Here is a 12,587-nt window from a genome sequence, read left to right as displayed (position 1 = left end):
CCCGCAGAACCACCATGGCAGACTGACAACGAAAATTCTATTGCGCTTCGGAAGAAAATGTAGAACGTTATATGGAGAACGTTCTACAACTCGTCGGGAGGACTTGATGAACTTTCAGCCGGCAGCCATCAGCGGCAACCTCGTTTCGCGCGTCTGGTCCGGGGATATGATCGCGCCACTATCGGATGGCGGTCAAGGAACAGCCGCAAGCTTCGTCTCCAAGACCTTCGAACATGATGGCGCCAAGCTTCCCGTCGAGCTCTTTATCTCCGCACTTGGCCTCTACCGCTGCTTCATCAACGGCGTTCGCGTCGGTAGCGACCTGTTGACCCCAGGTTGGACGAACTACGACGATCGCCTTGCCTATCAGCGATACGACATCTCGAACCTGCTCAAGCCGGGCCTCAACCGCATCGAGATCTGGCTTGCCGACGGATGGTACCGATCACCTTTGATGTGGGGCGCCCAGGCGATCCCGAATTGCTGGGGCGACAGGATCGGCGCCATTGCGGATCTGATCGGAGCTGATGGCACCGTTCTTTCCACCGACACCACATGGCGAAGCGGTGTTCTGCCGATCCTGAAGTCGGGGATCTATTTCGGTGAAGTCTACGATGCCCGCCAGGAAAACTACTTGGAGACCCACGGCACCGAGAGATTGCCCTTCGACAGAGAACTGCTCGTCGCGCATGAAACGGCTGCGGTGCGCGAATTGCGGCCACTCGCCGCAGTCGAAAACTGGACCGACGATGAGGGCAGGACGATCTATGATTTCGGCCAGAATGCCGGCGGCTACATCAGATATACGGTCCGGGGCACTGCCGGCGCCGAAGTCCGGGTGGAGCATTCGGAAGTTCTCGGTCCCGACCGTCATTTCGACAATCGCAACTATCGCACGGCCGCAGCGCACACCATCTACACGTTGCGGGGAGACGGCGACGAGACCTACGCGCCGCATTTCACCTTCCACGGCTTCCGCTATGCCAGGGTGACGATCAAGGGCGATGCGAAGATCCTCGCAATCGCGTCCATCCCGATCTCATCGGTGCCCGAGCCTGCCGGCGGTTTCACCTCGGGCAATGCATTGGTCAATCGCCTCGTCGAAAATACCATCTGGTCGCAGCGCGCCAATTTCGTCGAGGTGCCGACCGATTGCCCGCAGCGCGACGAACGCCTGGGCTGGACGGGCGACGCCCAGGTCTTTGCCGCAACCGCATGCTGGCTGAGCGACAGCCAATCCTTCCTGAGAAAATATCTGCGCGATGTGATGGCCGATCAGCGCGAGGATGGCGCCGTCTCGCATTTTTCGCCGGATCCGACGCGCTTGCATCCAGCCAATTTCCCGGGCTATGCCGGCTCGACCGGCTGGGGCGATGCGATCGTCGTCATTCCCTGGGTACTCTATACCCATTACGGCGAACGGGCCGTCCTGTCGGAGTGCCTGGATTCGATGGTGCGCTGGGTCGATTTCGTCTGGTCGATCTCGGATGGCCCGCTCGTGCGTCCGCCGTCGCGTTGGGGCGACCGCGGCTTCACCTTCGGCGACTGGCTGCAGCCGGTCGGCGACAATCGAAAGCCTCGTCCGACGATTGCCGACGATTGCGCGGCCACGCTCTACCACTTCATCTCGACCGACCTTCTGGCAAGGATCGCAGCCACTCTTGGTGAGCATGCGCTTGAAGAGAGGATGAAACAGCGTGCAAACGAGATCCGGCGGGCATTCACCAACGAGTTCATCACACCGGCGGGACGGCTCGCGCATAATGACCAGACGTCCTATGCGCTCGCCTTCCTCCACGAGCTGATACCGGCGGAGCACACGCAAGCCGCACAGCAGCATTTCCGGCAGGTGATCATCGATGCCGACTACAAGATCGGCACCGGCTTCATCGGCACGCCCGCCCTGCTGCCGGCGCTGACGAAGCTCGGCATGGACGATCTGGCCGAAAAGGTCTTCCTGCAGGAGGATGTGCCGGGCTGGCTCTACCAGGTATCAAAAGGGGCGACGACGATCTGGGAGCGGTGGGATTCCATGGCGCCCGACGGGACCATCTACGAACCCGACATGAACAGCTACAACCACTATGCCTATGGTGCTGTCTGCCAATGGCTGTTCGAAAGCGTCGCCGGAATTTCGCCGAACCCGAGCGCACCGGGATTTGCCGAGGTGATCGTCGATCCCGCGCCGATTCCGTCCCTTTCGCCGGTTTCGGCCTATCATGATATCAGCCAGGGACGCATCGAGGCCGGCTGGCAGTGCGACGGCAACAAAGTCACCTATGTATTGACACTTCCGGAAGGCTGCATCGGCCGCTTCCGACCAGGAAAACGGCATCAAAACCCGTCGCTCAATGGAGAGCCCGTCGTCGAGGAAGCCGTTCTTGCCCCGGGAACGCACCGACTGGTCTTTTCCCTACCCAATTCTTGAGGAGCATACACGTCACACCGTTCAGAGGAGGAACGTCATGACACATCGGATAAAGCTCATTCTTGCGGGCGTGTCCGCGCTTTTGGCGCTGGTCGCGGCCGGTCCGTCGCATGCAGAAACCACGCTGTCATTCCTGATCGACAATAACCCGGATACCGTCGCGGCGGCCGAGGCACTGGTTGCCGCCTATCAGGCAAAGGCGCCTGACGTGACGATCGAAATCGAGCCGCGGGCAGGAGGTGGCGAGGGTGACAACATCATCAAGACGCGCCTGGCGACGGGCGAGATGTCCGACGTGTTTCTCTATAATTCCGGCTCGCTGCTCCAGGCGCTGAAACCCGCGCAGACGCTTGTCGATCTGAGCGGTCTTGCGTCGCAGGCGAAGGTGGACGAAGGCTTCAAGTCGGTCGTCCGCGCCGACGGCAAGCTCTACGGCGTTCCCTTCGGCACGGCGATGGCGGGCGGCATCCTCTACAACAGGAAAATCTACCAGGACCTCGGCCTGTCAGTCCCGAAGACATGGGCAGACTTCATGGCCAACAACGCAAAGGTCAAGGCATCAGGCAAGGTCGCCGTGGCGCAGACCTATCGCGATACCTGGACCTCGCAGCTGTTCGTTCTGGCGGACTATTACAACCTCCATGTCGCCGTGCCGAACTTTGCCGCCGACTACACTGCCAACAAGGCGAAATACGCAGAGACGCCTGCGGCCATGAAAGGCTTCGAACGGCTGAAGGACGTTCACGACGCTGGCCTGATGAACGAAGATTTCGGCGCGGCAAGCTACGACGATGGCTTGAGAATGGTGGCAACCGGCGAAGCAGCGCATTATCCGATGCTGAGCTTCGCAATCGGCGCGCTCAAGCAGAACTATCCCGAGAACCTCGCAGATGTCGGTTTCTTCGCGCAGCCGAGCGACGACGCGGCGACGAATGGCCTGACGGTCTGGATGCCGCCCGCCCTCTACATTCCCCTTACCAGTCAGCATGCAGAGGAAGCGAAGAAATTCGTGGATTTCGCAGGAAGCGTCGAAGGCTGCAAGATCATGGTGGAAACCAACACCGTGCAAGGGCCTCCCTTGATCGACGGCTGCGGTCTGCCGGCCGACGTACCGCCTGCGGTGAAGGACATGCTTCCCTATTTCGAGGCCAAGGACAAGACGACCCCGGCGCTGGAATTTGTTTCGCCGGTCAAGGGGCCGGCTCTCGAGCAGATCACCGTCGAAGTCGGCTCCGGTATTCGCCAGCCTGCCGACGCGGCAAAACTCTATGACGACGATGTGCGCAAACAGGCCAAGCAACTCGGCCTGCCCAACTGGTAGCGGTCTATCGGGATACAGCGCCGCGCGTCTTCCAGACGCGCAAAGGACGCTGTAACTCTTTGAATTGCTGCATAATTTTATCCCAAAATCGATTCCGATTTAGGGAATTATGCAGCGGTTAACCTCGCTCCTAAAGGGGCGAGGCTCCACCCGATCGAAGAGGTCGTCATGACAGAGGCACGCCCCCACTCGCGCAAATCGCCCTACCCGCTGTGGTTTTTCATTCCGGCCGCAATCATCTACGGCGCGCTGTTTCTGGTTCCCACCGTATCCTCTCTCTGGTTCAGCCTGACACGCTGGGATCTTTCGACCGCCGAATTCATCGGGCTCGAAAACTTTCAGCAGTTTTTTTCCGAACCCTTCCTGGTCAAGGGACTGGTCAACACGCTGATCTATGCCGTGACGACATCCGGCCTGAAGACGGTCTGCGGGTTGCTGCTCGCCGTGCTGCTGACCAGCAATATTTTCGCCCGCGGCTTCCTGCGCACCCTGGTCTTCTTTCCCGTCCTGGTCTCGACGATCGGCATCGGCATCACCTTCACGGTGATGATGCATCCGACCAGGGGCATCATCAATGTCACGCTCGAAACACTCGGCATTCCAGGACCTGGATGGCTGACCAATCCGGCACTGGCGCTTTTTTCCGTGGCTCTCGTCGATCTCTGGAAGGGGGTCGGCCTCGCCACCCTGATCTTCATCGCCGGCCTTGCTGCGATCAGCCCCGATTATTACGAGGCGGCGAGAATTGACGGGGCCACGCGTCTCCAGCAATTTTTCCGCATCACCCTGCCGCTCGTGCGTCCCGCCACCATCACCGTGGTGACCTTGTCGCTGATCGGCGGGCTTCGTTCCTTCGATCTGATATGGGCGATGACCCGCGGCGGACCCGGTTTCTCCTCGGATGTGATCGCCTCTGTCATCTACAAACAGTACCAGGCGGGCTTCTACGGTCTGTCGACCGCTGGAAACGTCATCCTGTTTGCGCTGATTGCAGTGATCATCCTGCCACTCACCCTTTGGTTCAATCGGCGCGAGGTCGAGGAATGAGAAGCACCCGCCCTTACGTGACCGGCGCGATAGCCCTTGCGGTGGCGGCCGTCATCTTCGTCATGCCCTTCATTTTCGTCGCCCTGCAGGCGGTCAAATCGAAATCCGAAGCGTCCCGCCTCGATTTCATATTGCCTGAGCAGTGGCTGTTCTGGGATAATCTGGTCGCCGTCTTCAAGGCGCGCGACTACCAGCTCGTGCTCGCCTATTTCAACTCCACGCTGATCACCGTCGTCTCCGTCACGATCCTGATCCTGCTGTCGGCGATGGTCGGCTATGTGATGCAGCGCCGCAAGACCGTCTGGAACAGGGTGGCCTCCATTGCCCTTTTCATGGGCCTGATGATGCCCCCAGCCGTCGTGCCCACCATCGGCCTCTTACAGGAGATCGGTCTCTTCAAGACCATGACCGGGATGATCCTGATCCAGGTCGCCTATAATCTCTCGTTCTCTACATTGCTCTACCGGTCATTCATTTCAACCATACCACGCGACCTCGACGAGGCGGCGCTGATCGATGGCGCCAAGCCCCGGCAGATTTTCTTCAGAGTGATCCTGCCGCTGCTGAAACCGGTGACCGTTACCAACATCGTCGTGCAGTCGATCGCGATCTTCAACGATTTCACCAACCCGCTCTACTACCTTCCCGGCAAGGAGAACGTGACCGTGCAGCTGACGCTCTATAACTTCCAGAGCATGTATACGAGCCAGTACAATCTCCTCTTCATGAACATCCTCCTCGTGACGATCCCACCGCTGATCGTCTTCATCTTCTTCAACCGTCAGATCGTCGCGGGCATGACATCAGGCGCAGTCAAAGGGTAGCAGAATGGCTGAGCTCACTCTCAAACAGGTTCGCAAGAGCTTTGGCGCCCTCGAAGTCATCAAGGGGATCGATCTGGAGGTCGCCTCCGGCGAGTTCGTGGTTTTCGTCGGCCCATCTGGATGCGGAAAGTCGACGTTGCTGCGGATCATCGCCGGTCTGGAGGAAACGACGTCAGGCGCGCTGACCATCGGCGGCAAGGATGTGACCTATGCCGAACCCTCCGAGCGCGGCATTGCCATGGTATTCCAGAGCTACGCGCTCTACCCCCACATGACCGTGGCGGAGAATATCGCCTTCGGGCTTTCGCTCGCCCGCCGCCCGAAGGCTGAGATCGCCGCCAAGGTGGCGGCGGCCGCCGAAACATTGCAGCTCACCCATCTCTTGCAGAGAAAACCGAAAGCACTCTCCGGCGGCCAGAGGCAGCGCGTCGCCATCGGCCGGGCGATCGTTCGCGACCCCAAAGTCTTCCTGTTCGACGAGCCGCTCTCCAATCTCGATGCTTCGCTCAGAGCCCAGATGCGCCTCGAGATATCAGACCTCCATGCCCGCCTGAAGTCGACGATGGTCTATGTCACCCACGACCAGGTCGAAGCGATGACGATGGCAGACAAGATCGTCGTCCTGAATGGCGGCGCGGTCGAACAGATCGGCAGTCCGATGGAACTCTACCGCAATCCCGCGACACCATTCGTCGCCGGCTTCATCGGCAGCCCGAAGATGAACCTCTATGGCGGCGAGATAGCGCGGCGAATGAACTGCACGACCTACGGCATCCGCCCTGAGCATATCAGGCTTTCGGAAGGTGCCGGGCAATGGCAGGGCAGGATCCGGCATCTCGAGCGGCTTGGCGCCGACGCAATCCTCTACCTCGACATCCCCGGGCTCGGCGAGATGGTCGTGCGCGCCGAAGGCGAGACGCCGTTTGCGCCTGGAATGACGGTCTGGGCAAATCCGGTCGAAGGAGCGGAACATCGGTTCTGAGGCTAATGCACGCCGCTCTTCCCGCCCGCTGACGAGTCTTTGGAGTGTCAGGCGAGAAGACGCGCGGGTTGGCCTTGGCGGATGACCAGTTCGACCGCCTGCTTGTCGAAAGATACGAAGCTCTCGCCGCCAAGCCACGCTCCTTCATGGGCAATCACGCCGTCTGCGAAATCGCCACCCGCCTCCAGCATGGCCAGTCCTGCTTCGACCGCAGGACGGTTCATCGCCACATTGCCCGCGTTGAGCAGGTCGTGGATCGTCTGTGAAACATCTTCCTTTGATAGCCTGGCTCCTCGACGCAGTATCCAGACCAGTTCACATAAGCTCGGCAAGGAAACCGCGATCAGCGATGCTTCCTTGAGGAGCTTTGCCGCTGCCCTGCCCTGCTCGGCATCATCCTGCAGGACTGCTCGAGCAAGAATGTTGGTATCGACTGAGACTTTCATTCCTCGCCGGCCCAGCCCGAAGCCGCGATTTCGTTCATCTCTTCGATGGTCAACGGCTTTTTCATCTTGCCAGCATGCCGACCGATAAAATCGTCGATTGTCCCCGTTGGACGAGCAGCCTTTACCCGCAGCTCGCCCCCAGGCAGCTTGTCGAATTCGATCCGCTCCCCCGGTTTGACCCCAAGGTGCGTCAGCAAGTCCCGCCTCAGCGTGATTTGCCCTTTCATTGTGACGGCAAGGGAAGCCATGGAAAATCTCCTATCTTAAGTCAACACAAAAGTAATGGATTTTTTCCTTACATTCAAGGTTCGCGTGATACGAACTTTGCCTTCACTTTGCCTTCACTGGCCTTGCTCGTGCGTGGCTCACTCCAACCGAAGAAGGAGCGCCGACGCCTGAGCCGCCTTTTTAGAACCGGTCTGGACGCAGGGGCGCCAGATCGACAGCCGGGCGCTGTCCGGCGACCAGCTGGGAAACCAGATAGCCGGTCAGAGCCGACAGTGTCAGACCGAGATGGCCGTGGCCGAAGGCATAGGTGACGCGGGGCAAACGGCGGGAGCTGCCGATCACCGGAAGTGAATCCGGCATGGACGGGCGAAAACCCAGCCACTCGTCGCTGCCTTGCCCGGCCGCCGGCAGGAGCATTTTGACGCCGTCACGGATCATCGCGGTCCGCTTGGGGTTCAACGGAGCGGCAAGCCCGCCGAGTTCGACGGTTCCGGCCGCGCGCAATCCATCGGCCATCGGCACCATGTAGAAGCCGTGTTCGGGATAGCAGACCGGGCGCGACAGCAGATGGTCCGCTTGCGGGAACAAGACGTGATAACCGCGCTCGGTGTCGAGCAGGACGCGATCGCCTATCGATGCGGTCAGCTTGCGCGAATGGGCGCCGGCGGCGACCACCGCATGGTCCGCAAGGATTTGCGTGCCCGCGATCTGCAAGCAGATGCCGTTGTCACGCGGCTCGATGGCTGAGACTTCGCCGCGGACGATCTCTCCTCCGCCGTTTATAACGGCCTGGGCGAGCGCGAAGGCGAGTTGCCTGGGGCTGGAAAACACATAGGCGTCACGAAACAGCACGCCCTTGTGGTAAAGCGGCGCAAGATGAGGCTCCATCTTCTGGATATCGGCGCGCTCCAGCCGGTCCATGGCGACGCCATGACGCTCACGCAGCGCGTTTTCGGCGTCAGCCGCCCGGAATTGCGCTTCGGTCTTATAGAGATACAGGCAGCCGTCATGCCGCTTCAGCCGTTCGGCGCCTGCCTGCGTCACAAGCGGTTGCCAGGCCGCATCGGCGTGAGAAAGCAGCACCGCCAGTGTGCCGGCGATCCGCTCGACCTCGGCTTTCGTGCTCGATGCCAGGAAGGCGCGCAGCCAAGGGACCAGTTGCGGCAGGTATCTCCAGACGATCGCCAGCGGACCGAGCGGATTGAGCAGCATTCCCGGCACACGCCAGATGACCCCTGACGTCGCGACGGGAACGACGCCGTGCGGCGCAAAGGTGCAGGCATTTCCGTAGGAGCAGGCCTGCCTGTAGGATGCATCGCCCAAGGGCGGCGCCGGATCGATGATCGTGACCCGGTGCCCCATTCTTTGCAGCCAAAGCGCCGTGCAGAGGCCGACCAATCCGGCACCGACCACAGCCACATGCCGGCGCTCGGCGTCGGGCAAGGGCTGAAGGTCGGGAAGCGGCGTGTTCATCGCCTAGACCAGGCCTGCCAGAGCGCGGGGACGATCGTTCAGCGTGGCGGCGATGATGCGCAGCGCCGTTGCAAGTTCATCCCGCGACGATGCGCAGCCGACATTGACGCGAACGGCGTGCTCGACCGGCTGACGGTCACAGGCAAAGGCGGTGGCGGCCATGACCGCAACGCCATGGGCGCGCAGATTGGCGGCAAAATCCTCGCATCGCCATGGCGCCGGCAGCCTCAGCCATAAAAACATGCAGCGCGGATCGGCGGAGAAGGAGTGGCCGGCAAGGATTGTCGTGACGATCGCATGGCGTGCGCGCAGCTCTGTAAGCTGGGCCTTCAGGATCGCTTCGGCCGTGCCGTCCTCCAGCCAGCGGGTCGCTATCAGCAGCGGCAGCGGAGAGGGCATCCAGGCGGTCGTGCGAACCGCCTCGGCAGACAGCAGCGCACGGCCGGGCGGGCAGCAGAGATAGCCGACGCGCAGACCCGGCGCCAGCGCCTTGGAGAGCGCCGATATATGGTAGGTTCTGGTCGGCGCAAGCGTGATCAGGGCGTTTGCCCTGGTCCCGAGCATCGGTCCATAGACATCGTCCTCGATGATGACGAGATCGTGCTTTTCCGCGACGTCGACCAGTTCGCGACGACGAGCCTCGCTCATGGTGACGACGGTCGGATTGTGCATCGAGGGAACCGTGAAGACGGCGCGCACGCTCTCCCGGCCGCAGATATCGTCGAGCTCCACCGCCGACATGCCCTGATCGTCACTTCCGATGCCGATGATGCGAAAGCGGAACATCTGGGCAAGCGCAATCAGCCCATAATAGGTCAGCCGATCGCAGACGATGGTGTCGCCGGGCTCCATCAGGCTGCTGATCACCGCCAGCAACGCGTGCTGGGCGCCACTGGTGACGACGATATCGTCTTCGGACGGATCGAAGCCGTTGAGCGATATCCATTTTCTCCCGGCGTAGCGCGCCCAGGCAGGACCTTCCGGCGGCTGATACTCCTGCATCTGGCGGAAGCGCCGGTCGGACGACAGGTCTGGCAGGGATTGGGCGAGGCGCTGCTGGAAATCGTCGACGGCCGGCCGGTTGACGGTCAGATCGATGATACCGGCCGGGCTCGTTGCCCGGTCGACCCGCGGCATGGCGCCGTCGCCGATGACGATCGTGCCGCGCCGGGTGCTGCCCATCACAAGGTTGAGGTTCTGCAATTCGCGGTAGGCGCGCGTGACGGTGGAGACGTTGAGCGACCGCTCCCGCGCCAGGTCGCGCTGCGGCGGAAGCTGGCTGCCGGGGGGCAAGGCGCCCGAGCGGATCCTCGCCTCGAGCTCGTTTGCGAGCTCCAGATAGGCCGGTATCCGCGTTTCCCGCTCCTGATTTGTCCGGGTCACTTCCGATCTTTCAGACATACAATTCCTGTAACGGCGGCATAAATTCCATAAGCCGGACGCACACATCAATCCCCGAGGCGCTGCGATTCAGCTTGCTTTCGTGCGACATAGCACGCTTTCCCAGTGTTTTCGAGACCCTGTCGCTGCCACCACACAAAATTATTTGTGTGGCTTGACAAGCCCAAGTAGACCGAGACAATATAACCCAGCATCGAGACAAAGAGGCAGGGACCCGCCGATGCAAACAGGAGGACTTGATGAGCGAGCGCTTCATTGCTTTCGAAGGCGTGCGTAAATCCTATGACGGCGTCAGCTATGTCGTGCGCGGCCTGGACCTCGACGTCGCCAAAGGGGAGTTTCTGACCCTTCTCGGCCCGTCCGGATCCGGCAAGACCACGACGCTGATGATGCTGGCCGGCTTCGAAGCGCCGACCGACGGAACGATCATGCTTGCCGACAACAGGATCGACAGTGTCCCACCGCATCGCCGCAATATCGGTGTGGTCTTCCAGAATTACGCACTCTTCCCGCATATGACCGTCGGCGAGAACGTCGCCTTCCCGCTGAAAATGCGCCGGCTCGGCAAGGCCGAGATCACCGAGCGGGTGCGCCGCGCGCTCGACATGGTTCGCATGGCGAGCTTCGAAACGCGGCGGCCCAACCAGCTTTCCGGCGGACAGCAGCAGCGCATCGCGCTCGCCCGGGCGCTCGTCTTCGAGCCGCAGCTCGTGCTGATGGACGAGCCGCTCGGTGCGCTCGACAAGCAGCTTCGCGAACATATGCAGCTCGAGATCAAGCACCTGCATGCCCGCCTCGGCATCAACGTCGTTTACGTCACCCACGACCAAAGCGAGGCGCTGACCATGTCGGATCGGGTCGGCGTGTTCAATGACGGCATCCTGCAGCAGATCGCACCGCCGCATGCGCTCTACGAGACGCCGGCAAACCCCTTCGTCGCGACCTTCATCGGCGAAAACAACGCGATATCGGGCGAAGTCGTCGCGATCGAAAGTGGCGTCTGCCGGATTCGCGCGCCCGATGGTTCGATCATCACCGGCCATGCCGGAGAAGGATTGAAGGAAGGCGCGCGGGCAACGCTGGTGTTGCGGCCCGAGCGGATTCAGCTGGCGCCCGCAACCGAGGTTCCGAACCGGTTCACCGCGACGCTCAAGGAAATCATCTATCACGGCGACCATGTCAGGCTGCGCGTCTCGGCCTGCGGCTGCGACGACATCTTCATCAAAGTCGCCGCGGCTCAGGACATTCCGGTTCAATTGCTAGGCTCCACTGCCGTCATCGGCTGGGCGCCGGAGGATTGCCGCGCGCTCGCGCTCTCCTGACCGGGCGCTCATTCTTTCACAGACGCAGCAACAAAAAGGGGAACCACCATGATGCGTTTAAACTGCATGCTTCTCAGTTCCGTCATGACTCTTGCCATCGCAGGAGCGGCATTTGCCGAGGATACGCTGACCGTCACATCCTGGGGCGGCGCCTATACGAAGAGCCAGGAGGAGACCTTTTTTAAGCCCTTTGCCAAGGAAACCGGCACCAAGATTCTCCAGGATGAATGGGACGGCTCGACCGCCAAGCTGAAGGGCATGGTCGAAACCGGCCAGGTGACTTGGGATGTCGTCGATGTTGAACCCAGCCATGCGCTGCAAGGCTGTGACGAAGGCTGGCTCGAAACGATCGACTATTCGAAGCTTGGCGGCAAGGACGCCTTCATCGACGGCGCCGCGATGGATTGCGCGGTCGCGACGATCGTCTTCGGCACCATCTATGCCTATGATGCCGCCAAGTTCCCGAATGGCGGGCCGACGACGATGGCCGACCTGTTCGATACGGCGAAGTTCCCCGGGCCGCGCGCCTTGCGCAAATCGCCGAAGACCACGCTGGAATTCGCGCTAATTGCCGACGGCGTCAAACCCGCCGAGGTCTACGACGTGCTCGGGACGCCGGAGGGCGTCGACCGCGCCTTCAAGAAACTCGACACGATCAAGAAGGATGTAAAGGTCTGGTGGACGGCCGGCGCGCAGCCGCCGCAGCTTCTCGCCGACGGCGAAGTCGTGATGACCACGGCATGGAATGGCCGCATCTACGATGCCGTCAAGAACAGCGGCAAGAACTTCAAGATCGTCTGGGACGGCCAGGGAATGGACTTCAATCTCTGGGCCGAGCCGAAAGGCTCGAAGAACAAGGAACTTGCGGACAAATTCGTCGCCTTCACCGTCAATCCCGACGTGATGGCGCAGCAGTCCAAATACATATCCTATGGCCCGACCCTGAAAGCGGCCATCGCCAAGGTTCCAGCGGATATTCTCGTCGATCTGCCGACCGCGCCTGACAATACGAAGACGGCCTTTGTCGTCTCCTCCGAGTTCTGGGCCGACCATGATGAGGAGTTGACCGAACGCTTCAACAAGTGGCTCGCACAGTAACCTCGTAGGGCGGACGA

The 12,587-nt window shown here is 61.0% G+C and carries 11 protein-coding genes; 7 read left to right on the top strand and 4 right to left on the bottom strand.

Translation table 11 applies throughout. From position 1 onward, the window contains the following. Positions 1–106: 106 nt before the first annotated feature. The 5 genes from OLZ32_RS23805 to OLZ32_RS23785 all read left to right on the top strand — a co-directional run bounded on the left by OLZ32_RS23805 (position 107) and on the right by OLZ32_RS23785 (position 6,602). Complete coding sequence (locus OLZ32_RS23805) at positions 107–2,428, top strand: alpha-L-rhamnosidase (protein WP_264423123.1); 2,322 nt, start codon at positions 107–109, stop codon at positions 2,426–2,428. 37 nt (positions 2,429–2,465) lie between these two features. Continuing rightward, positions 2,466–3,749: an ABC transporter substrate-binding protein gene (locus OLZ32_RS23800; RefSeq protein ID WP_264423120.1), complete on the top strand. Its 1,284-nt coding sequence runs from the start codon at positions 2,466–2,468 to the stop codon at positions 3,747–3,749. A 168-nt stretch (positions 3,750–3,917) separates the two neighbouring features. Beyond that, positions 3,918–4,796, top strand: a complete 879-nt coding sequence (locus OLZ32_RS23795) for a carbohydrate ABC transporter permease (protein ID WP_264423118.1) — start codon at positions 3,918–3,920, stop codon at positions 4,794–4,796. Then, complete coding sequence (locus tag OLZ32_RS23790) at positions 4,793–5,620, top strand: carbohydrate ABC transporter permease (protein WP_264423116.1); 828 nt, start codon at positions 4,793–4,795, stop codon at positions 5,618–5,620. The genes OLZ32_RS23795 and OLZ32_RS23790 overlap by 4 nt, the downstream gene beginning before the upstream one ends. 4 nt (positions 5,621–5,624) lie before the next feature. Further along, a complete protein-coding gene (locus OLZ32_RS23785) occupies positions 5,625–6,602 on the top strand; it encodes an ABC transporter ATP-binding protein (protein WP_003538682.1) in 978 nt (325 codons plus the stop codon). Between the two features lie 47 nt (positions 6,603–6,649). Here the strand turns inward: OLZ32_RS23785 and OLZ32_RS23780 are convergent, their stop codons facing one another. The 4 genes from OLZ32_RS23780 to OLZ32_RS23765 all read right to left on the bottom strand — a co-directional run bounded on the left by OLZ32_RS23780 (position 6,650) and on the right by OLZ32_RS23765 (position 10,150). Next, positions 6,650–7,048 (bottom strand): type II toxin-antitoxin system VapC family toxin, encoded by a 399-nt coding sequence (locus tag OLZ32_RS23780; RefSeq protein WP_029873484.1) that lies wholly within the window; start codon positions 7,046–7,048, stop codon positions 6,650–6,652. Continuing rightward, positions 7,045–7,296, bottom strand: coding sequence for an AbrB/MazE/SpoVT family DNA-binding domain-containing protein (locus tag OLZ32_RS23775; RefSeq protein WP_003538685.1), 252 nt, complete (start codon positions 7,294–7,296; stop codon positions 7,045–7,047). The genes OLZ32_RS23780 and OLZ32_RS23775 overlap by 4 nt, the downstream gene beginning before the upstream one ends. Before the next feature lie 160 nt (positions 7,297–7,456). After that, positions 7,457–8,749, bottom strand: a complete 1,293-nt coding sequence (locus OLZ32_RS23770) for an NAD(P)/FAD-dependent oxidoreductase (protein WP_264423113.1) — start codon at positions 8,747–8,749, stop codon at positions 7,457–7,459. A 3-nt stretch (positions 8,750–8,752) separates the two neighbouring features. After that, entirely contained in the window at positions 8,753–10,150 is a 1,398-nt protein-coding gene (locus OLZ32_RS23765; RefSeq protein ID WP_319641135.1) for an aminotransferase-like domain-containing protein, read from the bottom strand. A 239-nt stretch (positions 10,151–10,389) separates the two neighbouring features. On the opposite strand from OLZ32_RS23765, the gene OLZ32_RS23760 reads away from it, so the two are divergent. Beyond that, the gene (locus OLZ32_RS23760; protein ID WP_264423109.1) at positions 10,390–11,472 is read left to right on the top strand and encodes an ABC transporter ATP-binding protein; all 1,083 of its coding nucleotides are present in this window, start codon (positions 10,390–10,392) and stop codon (positions 11,470–11,472) included. A 48-nt stretch (positions 11,473–11,520) separates the two neighbouring features. Further along, positions 11,521–12,570 (top strand): ABC transporter substrate-binding protein, encoded by a 1,050-nt coding sequence (locus tag OLZ32_RS23755; protein WP_264423107.1) that lies wholly within the window; start codon positions 11,521–11,523, stop codon positions 12,568–12,570. Positions 12,571–12,587 lie beyond the last annotated feature (17 nt).

The sequence above is a fragment of the Rhizobium acaciae genome (assembly GCF_025941625.1).
GTDB classification, from domain to species: domain Bacteria; phylum Pseudomonadota; class Alphaproteobacteria; order Rhizobiales; family Rhizobiaceae; genus Rhizobium; species Rhizobium acaciae.
Note: the sequence above shows the minus strand (reverse complement) of the source record. Positions and strands in the feature narration are given on the sequence as shown.

Coding starts and splice junctions, on each gene's coding strand:
- OLZ32_RS23770 (WP_264423113.1), bottom strand. CDS start 8,749: ATGAACACGCCGCTTCCCGACCTTCAGCCCTTGCCCGACGCCGAGCGC.
- OLZ32_RS23785 (WP_003538682.1), top strand. CDS start 5,625: ATGGCTGAGCTCACTCTCAAACAGGTTCGCAAGAGCTTTGGCGCCCTC.
- OLZ32_RS23805 (WP_264423123.1), top strand. CDS start 107: ATGAACTTTCAGCCGGCAGCCATCAGCGGCAACCTCGTTTCGCGCGTC.
- OLZ32_RS23790 (WP_264423116.1), top strand. CDS start 4,793: ATGAGAAGCACCCGCCCTTACGTGACCGGCGCGATAGCCCTTGCGGTG.
- OLZ32_RS23795 (WP_264423118.1), top strand. CDS start 3,918: ATGACAGAGGCACGCCCCCACTCGCGCAAATCGCCCTACCCGCTGTGG.
- OLZ32_RS23755 (WP_264423107.1), top strand. CDS start 11,521: ATGATGCGTTTAAACTGCATGCTTCTCAGTTCCGTCATGACTCTTGCC.
- OLZ32_RS23780 (WP_029873484.1), bottom strand. CDS start 7,048: ATGAAAGTCTCAGTCGATACCAACATTCTTGCTCGAGCAGTCCTGCAG.
- OLZ32_RS23765 (WP_319641135.1), bottom strand. CDS start 10,150: ATGTCTGAAAGATCGGAAGTGACCCGGACAAATCAGGAGCGGGAAACG.
- OLZ32_RS23800 (WP_264423120.1), top strand. CDS start 2,466: ATGACACATCGGATAAAGCTCATTCTTGCGGGCGTGTCCGCGCTTTTG.
- OLZ32_RS23775 (WP_003538685.1), bottom strand. CDS start 7,296: ATGGCTTCCCTTGCCGTCACAATGAAAGGGCAAATCACGCTGAGGCGG.
- OLZ32_RS23760 (WP_264423109.1), top strand. CDS start 10,390: ATGAGCGAGCGCTTCATTGCTTTCGAAGGCGTGCGTAAATCCTATGAC.